Here is a 17,650-nt window from a genome sequence, read left to right on the forward strand (position 1 = left end):
ACCCGGGCCTCTCCACGCATGTCAAGGACGCGCTGTCCTCGTCCGACCGTCCGGAGCTCACGTCTGCCAGGATCATCATCTCGGGCGGGCGTGCGCTCGGCTCGTCGGAGAAGTTCCAGGAAGTCATCCTTCCGGTCGCCGACAAGCTCGGCGCGGCCGTTGGCGCCTCGCGCGCGGCCGTCGATGCGGGCTATGCGCCGAACGACTGGCAGGTGGGCCAGACGGGCAAGGTGGTTGCGCCGCAGCTCTACATCGCCTGCGGCATCTCGGGGGCCATCCAGCACCTTGCCGGGATGAAGGACTCGAAGGTCATCGTCGCGATCAACAAGGACGAGGAGGCGCCGATCTTCCAGGTCGCCGACTACGGCCTCGTCGGCGACCTCTTCGAAATCCTGCCGCATTTGCAGAAGGCAATCTGAATAGCATGGTGCCAATGGAGGAATTCTCCGGCGCGAAAGCATCGAATTCGGTGTGATGGTGAAGATCGCCCTACGACGATCACGGTGAAGGCCCGCAAGCTCAGGGTCGCGGGCCTCCGCAGTCTTTAGTGCGAGAGGTTTTTCTGTGGCGGTGTCGAATATCCGCACGCTCTTGCCCTCGCCGGGATGACAGGTGCGTTCGGACGGCGCGCAAGCGACGAGAGAGCCTTCGGGTAGATCGAGATGGACGAAGGTCTTCGAGCCACGCGGCTCGGTGACCAGAGCGGCCTGGTTGTCGTCCGGCGCCGCGCCGATGATATTCATCTCCGGGCTGCAGATGAACCGCCGGGGCGGTTGCAGAGGTGCATCAGATGCGTTTTTCGCCGTGCCCAATCGCCTCTTTCTCTCGGGGCCTGTTCTCCCCATGGCATTTTGCAAGCTCGCTCATCTATCGCAGAAAGGCGATCGGGTAGCCGCCGGACGGTGCAACCAATATGTCGGCTGGAGCGCCACGAGCGATGACGCGGCCAGAATGCAGGGCGATGATCTGGTCGCAGAAGCGAGCCGCCATGTTGATGCCGTGCAAAACGACAACAATGCCCGATCCCTTGGGCAGAGCCAGCTCGTGAACGAGAGACAGAACCTCCATTTGATGAACCGATATCCAGTGCGGATATCGGTTCATCGAGCAGCAGGTACACGGCATCCTGCGCGACCAGCATGGCGAGCCAAGTCCGCTGACGTTCTCCGCCGGACAGGGTCTCTACCAGCCGACCCGGCATGCCGGCGACGTTCGGCAATGCGGCCTCGTCGCCGGCGCGTAGATAGTTTTGCGCTGGCTTGGCGCCCAATCCGCAAGGCCCGGAAATACCGCAGACGCCGCCGACCTTCGCCCGCCGCGCGAAATCGGCGGCTGGGCGGGGCGCATCGTGCAGCACGAAATCTACATCCATCCATCCGCCGTCTACATTGATCCGGCGGATCGCGTAGTGGCGTGCGACATAGTCCGGTGATGGTCCATCAAGCCGGGGCGCCCGTTTTTATCGAGAACGGGCGATGGCAAGGGATGCTTGTTTCCCATATCCGCCCGCGCGGGCACGTAAGGGCGGATATGGAGATTGGTGAGTACGTCGAAGCGGCCAAGATCCTGTCCCGCCAATCTCAGCCGCTGCAGACGAGGCGCGAGGCGCCTGGCTCCAATGACGGTCATTCGTCGAAATCCATTGTCTGCCGGCGTATTCAAGATCGCCTCGCTATCATTATCAAAAGAAAGGGCCCTCCTACGACGGCCGCCAACAGACCTGCGGGGACCTGGAACGGAAAGACGATGTTGCGGCCAATCCAGTCCGCCGTCATCAGGATCAGTCCTCCCGTCGATGACGAGGCGACAAGATGTAGTCCTGCTCGTTGAAATCCCCAAAGCCGTGCCAGATGCGGTCCCATGGGCCCTGCAAAGCTCAACGGACCGACAAGAATTATCGCGGTTGCGGTCAGCGTTGCGGTGAGGTGAGGTGCCCGCGCGGTTGGGACTGAAGCCGCACACCGTCGCCGGCTATGTGAAGGTCATCTACCAGAAACTCAACATCTCGACCCGGGCGGAGGCGACCCGCGAGGCCATCCATCGTCGCCTCGCCTGACGGATGCCGGAATGTCTTCTCATTCCACCCGTGCAAAGCCGCCCCGGAATCGGCCGATAGGCAGGCCGCCCGCCGCGGGCCGGGGGATCCGCCGGGCCGCTTTGTGTGACCGCCGCCGGCATGAATGACGAACCGGCAAGTGGCCGTTGCTGCATGCGCGGCGCTCCCGATAGCGCGGAGGGTGGGGAGATCGGATTGAACAGAGCAAAGGTAAAGCAGGCGGCGGTCCAGTCATGACCCCGGGCAACGCGGCTCTCCTCGCCCCTGGCGCCCGCGCGTGGCGAAGGTTCTCCCCGAGCGTCTCCATGTTCATTGTGATGGTGGTCTGCATCGCGGCATCGGCGCTGGCGGTCCTTGTCGCCACGTCGCGCCCCTGGCTGGGGCTGACGCTGGGCGCAGGCCCCGGCGATGCCGTCATCCTGACCGATATCGCGCGCGACGGCCCGGCCGCAAGCTCCGAGGCCGCGCCCGGTTTCCGGCTCGCCGGAATCGGGCCGGGCGGCAACGCGGACGGTCGTTCGGCCGTCCTGCTGCGGGGCAGCGACCTTGTCGAGGAGCCTGACGGCCTTGAGAGCTACGCGCAGGCGGCGGCGTTCCTCGCGCGGCAGAGCGAGCTGGCCGCTCTTCTGCAGCAATCCGTCCTCACCCTCCATGTCGTCAACGACGAGACCGCCGAGGCGCACGCGCTTGAGGTCCATCCGCGCGCCCGCCCTGTCCGGGCGCTGCCGCCGGTTTTTTGGGTGCAGCTCGTTTCGGGGCTTGCCGGCTTTGCCATCGGGGCCTGGATATGGGCGATGCGCAGCGGGGACATCGGGACGCGCCTGTTCGCCCTGTCGGGCCTCGGGCTGCTCGTCTCGGCCCTTCCCGCCGCCATTTACAGTACCCGCGAACTGGCTGTCGACGGCGACCTCTTCGCCATGTTGAGCGCCTTCAATCATCTCGGCGTCCATCTCTTCGGCGGCGCCATGGTGGCGCTGTTCCTCAGACGCTGAGGACCGCGGCGCCAAAGGTCCGGACGAAAGGCGTCGGTACCGTCATTCAAGCCCTGCTCGCCGAGGACGCCATGGCGGCTTGGGCGCCCGGACCTCTCTCTCGCGCTGGGCGGCCTCGCGCCAGCGCCTCGTGCGTCTCCATGAAACCGTGGCCGCAACTGAGGTCATAGGCTTCAGCGCGTGTGCTCCGGTAATCACGAATGTCCTCCTTGATCGATCGGTTCCAGATCGCCGAGCCGCTCACTGAGCCCTTAGCGCACCAGTGCCGTTGCGCGATCGAGCGCCGCAGCAAAGCCCTGCAGCGAAACGGAGAACGGAACCGCCCCGCCGCCGTCCGCCGTGGCGACAAGCTTCAACGCCCCGCCGGCGCGGAGCGCCGTGAGTGCCGGCGCGTCGAAAGCGATCGTGACAAGACAACCGCCAGGAAGGCAGGTGCGGAACCGCAATGCCGGCATCGCGGGCTTGTCGTCGATCTGCAGCGTCACGCCTGGATCCAGCGCCAGGCCGAAGGGCAGGATGACCATGCCGGAAACCGTGTCGCCATCCGGAGCATTCAGTTCGACGGCCAACACGCGCTGGCCATCCTGCCGCGTCTGAACCTGCGAAATCACGCAGCGCGTGGCCGCGCGGTCCTGAGCACAGGAAACCATCCAGTCCTTATGGGTTTCGCTGAGCGATGACGCACCGCCGGGAAGGTCCACTGCCGCAGCATTCGACAGGGCGGAGCACATGACACCGGATGCGACCCAGACCGCGAAGACCGTCAAGCGTCCGAAGACGCGAACAAGGCTGATCACTGACAATATGGCACTCCTTATGTCTGTCGGCGTTGCAAAGTTGTGGCTACTGCGCGCTTTGAGAGGCGAGCACGGCGCAGCCCCCCGCACTTTCGGCAAGGCAGATCACCGTGCCGTCGAACCGGGGGTCGGCGATCAGCACGCCGCCATCGGCACCTTGGGCCAGGTTTGAAGCCGCCGTGTGGATTGGTAGAAAGCGAGCCACGTCCAATGGCTGTATGAGAGAACCGGACAATGAACCGGGTTCGGTTCTCACTGCCTGCTCTACCGTCAGCACGCCCGAAATGAAGTTCATGGTATAGTTGGCGGACGGGTGCAATGAGCCTTGCGTAATCGCATAGTCTCCGGGAGCGCTGAGGGTCGTTGCGGTCGTCGCAAGATTTCCTAAGAGCACGTCACCATTGACCAGTCCCGCTGCACCGACGGTCCAGCCCAGCGAGGGGTTGGCGAGCCCGTAAAACCGGCTGAACGAATTTGCGGTCACATCGATATGACGTGTGCTCACTGTCAGATCCGCACCCGTATAGCTGATATCGTAGTTGGTGTTGCCAAGACTGCCCTGCGTGATCGCGTAGACGCCAACGCCGGAAAACTTGTCCGCAGTTGTTGAGAGGGCACCTGTCAACGTGTCATTGCCGAGAAGGTCGCTGCTTGTATAGGTCAGCGCGGGATTGGTGTCGCCATAGACCCTATCCAGGGCAGTGGCTTCGACAGTCAGGGCGCGCCTGCCGATGTCGGCGGTAGCCGTAGCCGTTGCTGAGGCAAGCACATAATTGCCTGCATCTGCGCCGGTCAGCGTCAGGCCGCCGATATTGACCGTCTTGCCGGTCCCGGCATTCTTGTCGATAAATGCGCCACTTGCGCTGCCGACCGCCAGAACATCGTTGGCGATCATCCCGCTGAAGAATGCATCCGATGTGTCGAGCGTCACGTTCGCCGTACCGTCATACACCCTGTTGCCGGCGATGATGCCGCCAATGGAGGAGATCACGGCCTTGCCTATATCGACCCGGCCCACCCCGCCGGCCAGCGTGTAGTTCGAGGCCAAACCTCCCTGACCGTCTCCCAGAGTCAGCGACCCGAACGATACGGATTTGCCCTGAGCTGCGTGCTTGTCGGTCATCCATCCCGCACCTGACAAGGTCAGCTGTTCGCCGCTGACGAGGTTTTCAAGCGTGAAGATCGAAGCTGCGAGATCGATCGAGCCATCATAGACCCTGCCGCCCGCAAGATTCAAAACGCGCTGGCCTATGTCAGCGGTGGTCGTCGCCGTGCCGGATACAAGCGTGTAATTGCCCGCATCCGCACCCGACAGCGTTATACCGCTTATGGTGACAGCCTTGCCCATCCCTGCATTCTTGTCGGCAAACGCGCCGCTGGCGCTGCCGACCGTCAGGTCATCGTTGGCGATCATGCCGCCGAAGGTGGCGCCGGATGTGTCCAGCGTTGCAGAAGCGGTGCCGTCATAGGTCTTGCCCGAAGCGGCGATGCCGCCCACCGCGGCGATCTGGGCCCGGGCGATAGTGGCGGTGGTCGTCGCCGTATCGGAGACAAGCGTGTAGTTGCCCGCGTCCGCACCCGACAGCGTTATGCCGCTTATGGTGACCGCCTTGCCGATCGCGGCATTCTTGTCGGCAAACGCACCGCTGGCGCTGCCGACCGTCAGGTCATCATTGGCGATCATGCCGCCGAAGGTGGCGCCGGATGTGTCCAGCGTTGCAGAAGCGGTGCCGTCATAGGTCTTGCCCGAAGCGGCGATGCCGCCCACCGCCGCGATCTGGGCCCGGGCGATAGTGGCGGTGGTCGTCGCCGTATCGGAGACAAGCGTGTAGTTGCCCGCGTCCGCACCCGACAGCGTTATGCCGCTTATGGTGACAGCCTTGCCCATCCCTGCATTCTTGTCGGCAAACGCGCCGCTGGCGCTGCCGACCGTCAGGTCATCGTTGGCGATCATGCCGCCGAAGGTGGCGCCGGATGTGTCCAGCGTCGCAGAAGCAGTGCCGTCATAGGTCTTGCCCGAAGCGGTGATGCCGCCCACCGCCGCGATCTGGGCCCGGGCGATAGTGGCGGTGGTCATCGCCGTGTCGGAGACAAGCGTGTAATTGCCCGCGTCCGCACCCGACAGCGTTATGCCGCTTATGGTGACAGCCTTGCCCATCCCTGCATTCTTGTCGGCAAACGCGCCGCTGGCGCTGCCGACCGTCAGGTCATCGTTGGCGATCATGCCGCCGAAGGTGGCGCCGGATGTGTCCAGCGTCGCAGAAGCAGTGCCGTCATAGGTCTTGCCCGAAGCGGTGATGCCGCCCACCGCCGCGATCTGGGCCCGGGCGATAGTGGCGGTGGTCATCGCCGTGTCGGAGACAAGCGCGTAGTTGCCCGCGTCCGCACCCGACAGCGTTATGCCGCTTATGGTGACCGCCTTGCCGGTTGCGGCATTCTTGTCGATAAATGTGCCGCTGGCGCTGCCGACCGTCAGGTCATCATTGGCAATCATGCCGCCGAAGGTGGCGCCGGATGTGTCCAGCGTCGCAGAAGCGGTGCCGTCATAGGTCTTGCCCGAAGCGGTGATGCCGCTTACCGCCGCGATCTGGGCCTTGGCGACATCGACCCTGCCCACGCCATTGAGGAGAGTATAGTTGGACGCGACCCCTCCCGCACCATCGTCGATTGCCAGCGAACCGTAGGAGAAAGCCTTCTCGCTGCCGGCATTCTTGTCATTCATCCACCCGCCGCCTGACAAGGTGAGCTGTTCGCCGTTGACAAGGTTGCCGAGTGTGAAGATCGATGCGGCAAGATCCGCAGAGCCGTCATACACCCGGTTTCCCGAAAGGTTCAGAACCCGCTGACTGATGTCGGCCGCTCCGGTCGCCGTCGATGCAATCATATAGTTGCCTGCATCCGCGCCCGACAGCGTTATGCCGCTTATGGTGACCGTCTTGCCGATACCGACGTCCTTATCGGCAAAATTTGCGCCTAAGGAGCTGAAAGAGACCTCGTCGTTAAGGGCTATTCCTGCAAGGGTTCCCGCGTTGGCCATAGCCGCCGCCGTCGTACCGTCATACGTTTTGTTGCTGGCGGTTATCCCCGTCAGGGTCAGCGTGGCCTTGGCGATATCCACGCTATGGGCACCGCCCGAAAGAGTGTAATTCGATGCCAGGCCGCCATTACCATTGCCTAGAAGCAGCGTCCCGAGCGAAATAGATTTTCCACTGCCGACATTCTTGTCGCCCATTGCGCCCAAACCGGAGAGCGTCAGCGACTCGCCATTGGCCAGGTTCGAGAGGCTGAAGATCGTCGAGGCGAGATTGGTCGTGCCGTCATAGGTCCGGGTGCCGGAAAGCGACAGAGGCCGTGGCGTCACGGTGACCTGAGCGGGCATGTAGACGAACCGATAGGCCGCGTTGGATGCGCCCGCTCCTGTGCCGGAGATCGTGTGGGTGCCGACGGGCGTCGTGGTGGTAAGGCCGGCAGTCGTCGCTTGCGACGTAATGGTATCGCCGGCGCGCAAGCCGTAATACTGGGCCGGGAGTGTCTGCGCACCATTGCCGTAGACCGTCGTGATCGCGCCCGGCGCAACGGCGACGACATGACTCAGTACGTAAAGCTGCGGATAATATGCGGTGGCCGAGTTGTTGTTCTGTCCGACCTGGTTGGGCGGCGCCCAGACATTGTTGAAATCCCAGCCGGCATAATTGGTGGCGAAATTCGACAAATCCTGCATGTGGGCGGTGGTCCGGCCGGTATCGATGACGGGACCGGTATAGTATTCCGCATACCATCCGACGCCGTTCGACCGTCCGCTTGTCTGCGTATTCCAATAGCTGTTGGTGACGGAGCCGGACCAGATGGTGCCAACCAATCCGCCAATGTAGTTGCCGTTGCCGCCCCATACAGCGCCGGTCGCGTAGGATTGGTCGATTACTCCGTCGACGTTCTGCCCGGAATAGCCGCCATTCTGCCCGACAAGGCCGCCATAGTGGTAGCCGTATGGGCCGGAGGTCACCGAGCCCGTTGCGTAGGACTGGCGGATCGTGCCGGTATTGTATCCGACCAGCCCGCCGCCATAGTAGCTGTCCCCAAGTTCGGTTCCCCAGCCGGTAAGAGCGCCGGTCGCATAAGACTGGCTGATTACGCCCTCGTTCCTGCCGGCCAGCCCGCCGAACCAATACTTCGCCGAGGCGGCGCCGGTCGCAAAGGATTGCGTGATTGCGCCCTGCCCGACGTTGATACCGACCAGCCCGCCGACACCCTGCCTGGCGGTTGCCGACGCAATGCCGGAATAGGATTGCGCTATCGAGCCGCTATTGTACCCGACCAACCCGCCGACGTTGTAATAGCCTGAAACGCTGCCGCCGGTCAGGCCGACATCGCGCACGGCGCCGGTGGAATAACCGAAGAGGCCGACATGATAGTTTGTCGTCCCGCTGATCGTCAGATTGCTGATCGTATGGCCAAGGCCCTCGAACGCTCCGGAGAAGGCGGTGGGCAACGCATCGGTCGTGCCTCCGCTCGCAATCAGGCCGGCGGTATAGGTGGTGCCGGCGGCATTGAGATTGGACGCCAGCGCATATTTGCCGGCAAGGCCTGCGCCGTAGGTCGTGACAGCGTTGCCCGTCGCCGCGCTGGTCCCGTCGATGGCGTCCAGATCGGCCATCGAGTAAATCAGGGTATAGGCATCGCCGTTGATCGCAAGGCTCTGATTGCCCGGCGACGCACTTTGCACATTGCCGCTCGCATTCAGGTAGGTGAAGCTCCCAGAAAAACCTGATCCTGCCAGACCAAAGGACAGATTGGTCGGCAAGGACGTATCGTGCGTGAGCGCGACGGCACCCGCGCCCTTCACCGCAATCGGCGCATTGATGGCAAGTGCAGCGGCCGCGTAGAGATTGAGACCCGCCCCCGCAGCGCCGCCGAAGGTAATCGGAGCATTGACATAGATGCTGTTCGCCGCATTCAGCGTGAGCGTCGTTCCCGCGCTCCACGAAAGGGGCGCGGCAACCGTGATGTTGCCTGCCTGGCTTCCGGAAGAGCCGGTGGAGACGACGACGTTCGCACCGGAAAGCGCAGTCAACAGCGTGGCTGCATCGATGACGCTGTCATTGCCGGTAGCGGTAAAGCCGGAGACATTGCTACTTGCACCGCTGGATATGGTGACATTGTAGGGGTCCAGCAGCAATGTGCCGAAAAAGCCGTTTGCCGCTCTCAGGTCGGTGAAGCCCGTGTAGGAGAGCAGCGCCTCGCCCGACACCTCCGCATCGCCGCCATTGCCGGAAACGGCACCGCCTTTCGCCGATATGGTCCCCGCAAAGCTGGTAGCGTTGTCGGACCACAGCGCGACATTGCCGCCGTTTCCGATCCAGGTCGCGTCGGCATTGATGAGGGTTCTGGAGTCCACGTCCAGAACCTCGGCGCGCTGAAGCGTGCCCTTGCCCTGCCTGTCACCGCCCACCTTGACCGTACCGCCGCCGGTTCTACCCGAGACATCGATCTGCGCGCCCTTGAGCTTGAGGTCGCGGCCCGTAATTGCGACCTTCCCACCGGCGTTAGATTTGCCGGACGCCCTGATCTTGCCGGACACCGCGACCTTGCCGTCCGAGCCGCCGAGGATGATATCGCCGCTCCTGCCCCCGACCGTATTCGCCTCGATTGTCCCCGACATATTGACTGCCTGACGCGCCATGGTGCGAGCAGCAGCCGCGGTCAGTTGCACTGTGCCCCCATCAGCGGAAATTCTGCCGCTGTTGCTGACCAGCGCATCCGTGCCTTGCGCCTCCGTCGGTATTGCGACCTGCAGGAAGCCATCGCCGGAAACATCAAGCGTCGCGCGTTCGCCCGAACCCAGCCCCACCTTGCCCAGCGGCACGTTGATGGTGCCCGAGTTCGCCACCGAGCCGCCGATCAGCGCCATGTAGCCGCCGCGGTTTATGGTGATCGTGCCGGCGTTGGTCGCCGAGGCGGAGGCGCCGTTGCCCGTAAAGGCCCGCTGACCGGTCATGAAATCGCGGTCGGAAATGCCGAGTGTCGAGGCGACGAAGGCACCCGCGTCGACCGTGCCGGTGGACGTGATGGCGATGCCGTTGGGATTGACGATATAGACCTGACCGTTGGCGTTGAGTTGTCCCGCTATGGACGTCGTCGTTCCGCCGGTGACGCGGTTGAGGATCGCTGAAGAGACGTTGGGCTGGACGAAGGTGACGCTGTTGCCTTGGCCAATGTTGAAGCTCTGCCAGTTGATGACGGCGCTGCCGCTCGACTGGTTAATGGTGAGCGCGCCGTTCGAATTCGTGCCGATCGTGGCGCTGCCCGCCGCGACCTGGCCACCGGTCGGCAGGGATTGAGCGAAACCGGAGTTGGCTGTGATCAGCGCCGTCGAGGCGAGCAGAGCGACCATTCTGGCCTGATGAGCGGCAAATCCGCGATCCTGCGAACGAAACATGGCGACGGCCCCTAGAACTGGAACGCTGTTGAAAGCGTGAAGCGGTTATCGTTTGTGCCGTTTCCGAAGCGTTCGGCGCGGCCATATTCGAGGTTCAGCGTGACACTGTTGAAGCTGGATTGCCCGGCCACCCCGAGCCTGAGACCGACACCGTAAGCGGCGCCCCGCGAAAAACCGCGCTCCAGCGCTGTCGGCTCGTAGAGCTTGACGCCTCCATAGGCACCGAACAGATAGGGCGAGATATAGAGTGCGCCGCTTGTTCCAGAGCCTTGCGGCAAACCCGTTCCCTGCTGCTTGGGAAAGTCGGGCACGGCGAAGGGCAGAGTTACCGCCGTCACAAACGGAAACTGCGCTTCCCAGCGCAGAGCAAAGCCGGAGTCGCCCTGGACAGAACCGAGCGGGAAACTGGACAGGCCGCCCGGAGAGACAAGGCCTATCTGCTCTGCATTGAGCAATGGCTCGCCGAAGGAGGTTTGCGCTCTGGCCTTGAAGTCGAGGACCAGATGCTCGGCAACCGGCTGACGATAGCCGAGCATGAAGTCCAGCTTATGGAAATCCGCATCCGCACCCTGCCGCGACAGCGGTATTCCGCTGGCCATCGCGTCACTGTGGTTGCGAGCGCCGAACCCGTCAATGCCGAAAGACCCCGTAAGACTGCCGAAGACGAACGCGTCGCCGGGCGCGTACCACGAGAAATCCGCACCGGCGCGCAGCACGCGCAGCCGATCCTGCGAAACGGTAATTCCGTTGCCGTTGCGCAGCGAAAGCGTCTCGTCCTGGGCATCGAACACGCCCTTGACGTTGAGCATGAAGTTGCGCGAACGGATCACGGGATAGGCGAGCCGAGCAGATGCGCGCGTCAGGTCGGACAGGAACGCGGGGCCGTTCGAAATCGCCTCGGGCGCAGTGCGCGCAAGCGTTCCTTCGAGATTGAATGTCAGGCCGTCGATGCCAAGCGGCACGATGACGCCGCCGGAACGCACGGCGATGGAAAACTGCCTTTCCAAGAACCCGGACATCAACCTCGTCTACGCCATCAACGAACCGTCCGCTTCCGGCGCCTATGAGGCGCTGCGGGCCGCCGGCAAGGAGAAGGATGTCGTCCTCGTCACGGTCGACGGCAGTTGCGAGGGCGTGCGGCTCATCAAGGAAGGCGTGATCGGCGCCGACAGCCAGCAATATCCCTACCGCATGGCGTCGCTCGGCGTGGAGGCGATCAAGAAGCTGATCGAGACCGGCGAGAAGCCTCGGACGAGCGAAGGCCGCGACTTCTTCAACACCGGCGTCGAGCTCATCACGGACAAGCCGGTCGACGGCGTGAAGAGCATCACCTCCGACGACGCGGCCAAGATCTGCTGGGGCAATTGAGCCGAGCCGCGATGATGGCGACCGGTCCCGGCGAACGGGGCCGGTCATGACACAAGGAGGAGGCAGGATGAACAGCACGGACGCCACGGCCAAGGCCGCAACGGCGCAGACCTATCGCACCGCGAAGGATTTCGCCCACCGCGATCTCGGCGCCCTCGGGAACCTTCGGCGGTTCCTCTACCAGAACCCGGCGATTAGCCCGGCCATCGTGCTTCTCCTCGCCGGCCTCGTCTTCGGACTGACGAACGAGCGGTTCTTTCGCCTCTCCAATTTCTCGCTGATCTTCCAGCAGGTCTCGATCGTCGGCACGCTCGCGATCGCCCAGACGCTGATCATCCTGACGGCGGGCATCGACCTGTCGATCGGCGCCGTGATGATCTTCTCGACGGTGGCCATGGCGAAGGCCCATCTCATCCTCGGCTGGAGCGGTCCTGCCTGCCTCGCGGTCGGCCTTCTGACGGGCATCGTCGCGGGTGGGCTCAACGGACTGCTGATCACGAAGATCAAGCTGCCGCCCTTCATCGTGACGCTCGGCACGCTCAGCATCTTCTATGCGCTGTCCATTCTCACGACCGATGGCCTGACCACCCGGGGCACGGCTCTCCCGCCGGCGCTCACCTGGACCGGCTCCTATTTCCGCCTGTTCGACGTCAACATGAGCTACGGCATCCCGCTCATGCTCGGGCTCTATGCGCTCGTCGCCTACATGCTGAAGAACACGGCCTTCGGCTATCACATCTATGCCGTCGGAAACGACGTGGAGGCGTCCCGGCTGGTCGGGCTCCGCCCCGAGCGCGTCCTTCTCGCCGTCTACATGATGGCGGGCGCCATCACCGTCTTCGCGGCCTGGATCTTCATGGGACGTATCAACGGCGTCAGTCCGAATGGTGCGGTCGATGCCAATCTCGACTCGATCACGGCCGTTGTCATCGGCGGCACCAGCCTCTTCGGCGGGCGCGGCCTCGTCTGGGGCACGCTTCTGGGCGCGCTCATCGTCGGCGTTTTCCGCAACGGGCTGTCGCTCGCGGGCCTCGACGTCCTCTACCAGACGCTCGCCGTCGGAATCCTGATCATCGTCGCGGTCGCGCTCGACCAGTGGATCAGAAAGGCGAGTGCGTGATGGCCGAGGAGAGCAGACCGGTCATCGAGGTCCGCAACCTCGTCAAGACCTTCGGCCATGTCGTCGGCCTCGACGGCGTCAGCCTGAAACTGTGGAAGGGCGAGGTGCTCGCCATCATCGGCGACAATGGCGCCGGCAAGTCGACGCTGATCAAGGCGCTCTCCGGCGCGCTCCAGCCGGATGACGGCGACATCCTCGTCGACGGCGAGCCCGTGCGTTTCCGCACGCCGCTCGACGCGCAGAAGTCCGGGATCGCGACGGTCTACCAGACGCTTGCCATGCTGCCGGCGCTGGACATCGCGAGCAATCTCTTCATCGGGCGGGAACTGCGGCTGCCGGGCGTGCTCGGCACGGTCCTGCGCCGGCTCGACAAGAAGCGGATGCGGCAGATCGCGCGCGAGCATCTGGAGGCGCTCGGCATCTCGACGCTCCAATCGGTCACGCAGCCCGTGGAAAGCCTTTCCGGCGGGCAGCGCCAGGCGGTCGCCGTGGCGCGGGCGGCGGCTTTCGGCTCGCGCGTCGTCGTGCTGGACGAGCCGACGGCAGCGCTCGGCGTTCGCGAATCCGAACAGGTCCTCCAGCTCGTCCGGGACCTTCGCGACCGCGGGCTCTCGATCATCCTCATCAGTCACAACATGCCGCAGGTCTTCGCCGTCGCCGACCGCATTCACATCCAGCGGCTCGGCCGGTGCGCCGCGACCGTGACGCCCCAGACCCACACCATGTCGGAGGCCGTCGCCATCATGACCGGCGCGATCTCCTGACCACCAGACCCGATCAGACATCAGAACCAGCAGGGAAGTGCCATGTCCATGACCAGCAATGCCATCGCCCCCGCGGCGGAGAGTTTCGACTGGAGCGACCTCGACGACCGGGCTGTCGCCACCATCCGCGCCCTCGTCGCCGATATCGTGGAGAATGCCAGGGGCGGGCATCCCGGAACGGCGATCAGCATGGCGGCGGCGGCGCATCTGCTCTTCAGCCGTGTCATGAACCACGATCCGTCCAATCCCGAATGGCTCGGCCGCGACCGCTTCGTGCTGTCCATGGGACATTCGTCGCTGACCCTCTACATCCAGCTCTTCCTCACGGGCTACCCGATGACGCTGGAGGACCTCAAGGCGACCCGCACGCTGCATTCCAAAACCCCGGGCCATCCCGAACTCGACCGCGCCAACGGTATCGAAATGACGACGGGACCGCTCGGCGAGGGCGTTGCATCCGCGGTCGGCATGGCGATGGCGGCCCGGCGGGAGAGGGGGCTCCTCGACCCCGGGGCGCCGGAAGGGGAAAGTCCGTTCGACCATACGATCTGGGTCTTTGCCGGCGACGGCTGCATGCAGGAGGGGGTCGCCATGGAGGCGGCGGCCCTTGCCGGTCACCTGCAGCTCGGCAATCTCGTGCTTCTGTGGGATGACAACCGTATTTCCGCGGACGATGACACCGTCATCGCGGTCAGCGAGGACACACTTGCCAAATTCGCCGCCATGGGCTGGCATGTCCAGCATGTCGACTGGCGCGGCCCGACGATCGACGGCACGACCTACCGGGAGGATGTCGAGGCCCTGAACGAGGCTTTCCAGGCGGCCAAGGCGGAAACCGGAAAGCCGTCGCTGATCCGTCTCAGCACCATCATGGGCTGGCCGGCGCCGACAAAGCAGAACACCGGCGCGATCCACGGGGCTCCGATGGGTGCGCAGGAGGTGGCGGGCATGAAGCGGGCCATCGGCTTTGATCCGGAGAAAACCTTCGTCATCGAGGAGGCCGTGCTCGGCCATACGAGGCGGGCTGTCGCCCGCGGCCGGCAACGCCACGCGGACTGGACGCGGGCGATGGAGCGCTGGCGGTCGCGTCAGCCGGAACACGCCGCTCTCCTTTCCCGGCTGGAAGCGGGAGCCCTGCCGGATGGATGGCTTGACGCGCTGCCGGACTTCGAACCCGGCGAAACGCTTTCGACGCGAAAGGCGTCCGGTCGCATCCTCAATGCGATCGCGCCATTGATGCCGGAGCTCTGGGGCGGGGCGGCGGACCTCGATGAATCCACCTATGCGAGCGTGCGGGGCGAGGCGGTCTTCGCGCCTGCGGTCCACAGCACCAAGGCCTATGGCGACGTCGCGCTCTATGGCCGCAACATCCATTATGGCGTGCGCGAGCACGGCATGGCGGCGATGACGAGCGGGATCGCGCTTCACGGGCTGACGCGCCCCTATGCGGCGACCTTCCTGCAATTCTGCTATCACATGCTGCCGTCCATGCGGCTTGCCGCCATCATGCGGCTGCCGGTCATCTATATCCTTACCCATGACTCCATCGCCATGGGCGAAGACGGGGCGACGCACCAGCCGATCGAACAGTTGGCCGTCCTGCGCTCCATGCCCGGCCTCAACGTGTTCCGTCCGGCGGATGCCACGGAAACCGTCTGGGCGTGGCGGTCGGCGGTGGAGAGCAGGGACCGGCCGACATGCCTCGTGCTTTCCAGGCAGAATCTCGAGACGCTGAAGCGCGGCACCGGCCACTTCGCGGACGGCAGCGGCGCTGCAAGGGGGGCCTATGTGCTTTGCGATCCTCCCGGCGGAACGAGGCCGGAAGCCATCGTTATCGCGACGGGCTCGGAGGTGGCGCTCGCGCTTGCGGCCCGTGAAAGGCTTGGCGACGACGTCGCCCTGAGGATCGTCTCCACGCCATGCCGGGAAATCTTCCTGGAGCAGCCGCAATCCTATCGAGACGCGGTGCTGCCGCCGTCGCTCAAGGCCCGCGTCAGCGTCGAGGCGGCAACCCAGTTCGGCTGGCGTGACCTCGTCGGCGATGCCGGGGAGACGGTCGCAATCGATCGGTTCGGCGAGTCGGCGCCGGGTGAGGTTCTCCAGGTTCATTTCGGCTTCACGCCGGAAAAGGTGGCCGAGGCCGTCCGGCGGACGATCGCACGCGGAAAGGAGAAGGCATGACCAGGTCCATTCAGCCCCCGCAGTTCCGCCTCGACGGGCGGGTCGCCTTCGTGACGGGTGCAGGCGGCGGCATCGGCCGCAGCATCGTCGAGGCGCTCGTCGCCTCGGGCGCGCTTGTCGGCTGCGGCGACATCCCCGGCAACCGTGGCATTCATGAGGTGGTCGCGGATGTCGGGGAAGACCGCGCCGTCGCCATCGAGGTCGATGTGTCGAGCCCGGAGAGCCTCGCGAAGGCCATCGAAGCCGTGGAGGGCCGCTTCGGCCCCCTGAGCCTTGCCGTCAATGCCGCCGGCATAACCAAGACCGGCCCGGCGGAAGACATGTCGCCGGAGCAATGGGACTCAGTGCTGCAGGTCAATCTCGGCGGCGTCTTCTTTTCCTGCCAGGCGGAGGGCCGCGCCATGCTGCGCAACGGCGGCGGGCGCATCGTCAACATCGCGTCCATGTCGGCGACGATCGCCAATCGCGGCCTGTCGCAGGTGAACTACAACACCTCCAAGGCGGGCGTGCGGCACTTCACGAAATGCCTCGCCGCGGAATGGGGCGGTCGCGGCATTCGCGTCAATTCCGTCAGTCCCGGTGTAACGTTGACTCCCATGAACGACCGGCCGGACATGCGCGACCTGATGTCCGTCTATGCCAAGGACGCGCCGCTTGGACGCCTCGCGCGCCCGGAAGAAATCGCAGGCCCCGTCGTCTTTCTCCTGAGCGATGCGGCCTCCTACGTGACGGGCGAAGATCTTGTGGTCGATGGCGGAACAACGGTGTGGTGATGACGATGAACAAGAAGCAACTGAGATGGGGCGTTCTCGGCTCCGCATGGATCAACGAGGCGGCCATCCCGGGCATCCTGGCGGCCGGGAACGCGACACTTGCCGCGGTTTCCAGCCGCAGGCCCGAAGTGGCCGAGGCCGACCGCGTTCGCTGGGGCGCGCAAAAGGCGTATGGCTCCTACGATGCGCTACTGGCGGATCCGCAGGTCGATGCGGTCTATATCCCGCTTCCCAACCACCTGCACACCGAATGGACGATCCGTGCCGTAAAGGCCGGCAAGCATGTGCTCTGCGAAAAGCCGCTCGCGCTTTCGCGGGACGATGTCGAGACGATCGCCGCCGAGGCGAAGCGGGCCGATCGCGTGGTCATGGAAGCGTTCATGTATCGCTTTGCGCCGCGCTGGCTGAAGGCGCTGCAGCTTGCGCGATCCGGGTCGATCGGGGATGTCCGCCTCGCTCGCGTGACGCTCGGCTTCAAGCAGCACTACGACAACTACAACATCCGCTTCGATCCGGCGGCGGGCGGCGGGGTGCTCTGGGACATGGGATGCTACGCGGTCAACATGAGCCGGCTCATCTTTGCCGCCGAACCGGCCGGCGTCTTCGCAACGCAATGGATCAGGCCGGGCGAGAGCGTCGACACGACGACCTCGGGGCTTCTCGACTTCGGAAACGGGCGCACGTCGATCTTCTCCGTTTCGTTCGACCATATCAATCCGCTCAGCCAGATCGAGATCGTCGGCACGGATGGCTGGATCAGCCTGCAGGGGACGGGAATGCGCGGGGAACCCTTCACGCGGCTTCTGACCCACCGCTTCGGCGACGAGGTTTTCCTCGACGGCGTCGAGCCGCAGACCGAGACGTTCCCGGCCTTCAATTCCTTCGCGGCGGAATTCGAAGAAATGGGTCGCATCGTGCTCGATGGCGCGACCCCGCGATACGATCCGTCGGATGCGCTTCGCAATGTCGAAGTCCTTGAGAAACTCATCGAATCCGCGAAAGGCGGCGCATTGGTCAATAGCTGACGGCATCGAAGCGCCGCTATGCGATGACAAACGATGAGTGCCGCCAGCTCCAGGCTTCCTTATTCATGTATTCTTGCTCCCAAGGCACGCGGCGGAGACAACCCCGCAAAGATGCCGGCCAGACTTGGCGGAGCCGAT

The 17,650-nt window shown here is 64.3% G+C and carries 12 protein-coding genes and 3 pseudogenes; 9 read left to right on the top strand and 6 right to left on the bottom strand.

From position 1 onward, the window contains the following. Positions 1-419 (top strand): electron transfer flavoprotein subunit alpha/FixB family protein (locus tag L0976_RS09435; RefSeq protein WP_234187074.1); only part of this gene is annotated, 419 nt, incomplete at its 5' end. A gap of 448 nt (positions 420-867) precedes the next feature. Here the strand turns inward: L0976_RS09435 and L0976_RS09440 are convergent. The 3 genes and pseudogenes from L0976_RS09440 to L0976_RS09445 all read right to left on the bottom strand — a co-directional run. Further along, a pseudogene (locus tag L0976_RS09440) lies at positions 868-1,195 on the bottom strand (ATP-binding cassette domain-containing protein); the annotation flags it as partial. Positions 1,196-1,282: 87 nt separating this feature from the next. Then, positions 1,283-1,411, bottom strand: a pseudogene (locus L0976_RS28755) (siderophore-interacting protein); the annotation flags it as partial. Positions 1,412-1,658: 247 nt separating this feature from the next. Further along, positions 1,659-1,913, bottom strand: a complete 255-nt coding sequence (locus L0976_RS09445; protein ID WP_370643642.1) for an iron chelate uptake ABC transporter family permease subunit — start codon at positions 1,911-1,913, stop codon at positions 1,659-1,661. 17 nt (positions 1,914-1,930) lie between these two features. Between L0976_RS09445 and L0976_RS09450 the strand changes: the two genes are divergently transcribed. After that, positions 1,931-2,056: a hypothetical protein gene (locus L0976_RS09450; RefSeq protein WP_370643620.1), complete on the top strand. Its 126-nt coding sequence runs from the start codon at positions 1,931-1,933 to the stop codon at positions 2,054-2,056. 305 nt (positions 2,057-2,361) lie between these two features. Further along, a complete protein-coding gene (locus L0976_RS09455) occupies positions 2,362-3,048 on the top strand; it encodes a hypothetical protein (RefSeq protein WP_234187076.1) in 687 nt (228 codons plus the stop codon). Positions 3,049-3,299: 251 nt separating this feature from the next. Here the strand turns inward: L0976_RS09455 and L0976_RS09460 are convergent, their stop codons facing one another. Genes L0976_RS09460 through L0976_RS09470 form a run of 3 tightly spaced genes read right to left on the bottom strand, consistent with a single transcriptional unit; the run spans position 3,300 to position 11,300 of the window. Continuing rightward, complete coding sequence (locus tag L0976_RS09460; RefSeq protein WP_234187381.1) at positions 3,300-3,845, bottom strand: invasion associated locus B family protein; 546 nt, start codon at positions 3,843-3,845, stop codon at positions 3,300-3,302. 46 nt (positions 3,846-3,891) lie between these two features. Beyond that, positions 3,892-10,281 carry a YDG domain-containing protein gene (locus L0976_RS09465; protein WP_234187077.1) on the bottom strand — a complete coding sequence of 2,130 codons (6,390 nt, stop codon included), beginning with the start codon at positions 10,279-10,281 and terminating at the stop codon, positions 3,892-3,894. Positions 10,282-10,292: 11 nt separating this feature from the next. Beyond that, entirely contained in the window at positions 10,293-11,300 is a 1,008-nt protein-coding gene (locus tag L0976_RS09470) for a hypothetical protein (RefSeq protein WP_234187394.1), read from the bottom strand. Here L0976_RS09470 and L0976_RS09475 point away from each other — a divergent pair. The 6 genes and pseudogenes from L0976_RS09475 to L0976_RS09500 form a co-directional block, all read left to right on the top strand. Continuing rightward, positions 11,260-11,649: pseudogene (locus L0976_RS09475) on the top strand (substrate-binding domain-containing protein); the annotation flags it as partial. The gene L0976_RS09470 and the pseudogene L0976_RS09475 sit on opposite strands and share 41 nt — an antisense overlap. A 67-nt stretch (positions 11,650-11,716) precedes the next feature. Then, the gene (locus tag L0976_RS09480; protein ID WP_203320066.1) at positions 11,717-12,769 is read left to right on the top strand and encodes an ABC transporter permease; all 1,053 of its coding nucleotides are present in this window, start codon (positions 11,717-11,719) and stop codon (positions 12,767-12,769) included. Beyond that, a complete protein-coding gene (locus tag L0976_RS09485) occupies positions 12,769-13,533 on the top strand; it encodes an ATP-binding cassette domain-containing protein (protein WP_203320067.1) in 765 nt (254 codons plus the stop codon). The genes L0976_RS09480 and L0976_RS09485 overlap by 1 nt, the downstream gene beginning before the upstream one ends. Positions 13,534-13,575: 42 nt before the next feature. Further along, positions 13,576-15,714 carry a transketolase gene (gene tkt, locus L0976_RS09490; protein ID WP_234187078.1) on the top strand — a complete coding sequence of 713 codons (2,139 nt, stop codon included), beginning with the start codon at positions 13,576-13,578 and terminating at the stop codon, positions 15,712-15,714. Continuing rightward, positions 15,711-16,487, top strand: coding sequence for an SDR family oxidoreductase (locus tag L0976_RS09495; protein WP_234187079.1), 777 nt, complete (start codon positions 15,711-15,713; stop codon positions 16,485-16,487). The genes tkt and L0976_RS09495 overlap by 4 nt, the downstream gene beginning before the upstream one ends. A 5-nt stretch (positions 16,488-16,492) precedes the next feature. After that, the gene (locus L0976_RS09500; RefSeq protein WP_234187080.1) at positions 16,493-17,512 is read left to right on the top strand and encodes a Gfo/Idh/MocA family protein; all 1,020 of its coding nucleotides are present in this window, start codon (positions 16,493-16,495) and stop codon (positions 17,510-17,512) included. The last annotated feature ends 138 nt before the right edge of the window (positions 17,513-17,650 follow it).

Source organism: Shinella sp. NM-101, from assembly GCF_021401195.1.
In the GTDB taxonomy this organism is placed as follows: Bacteria; Pseudomonadota; Alphaproteobacteria; order Rhizobiales; family Rhizobiaceae; genus Shinella.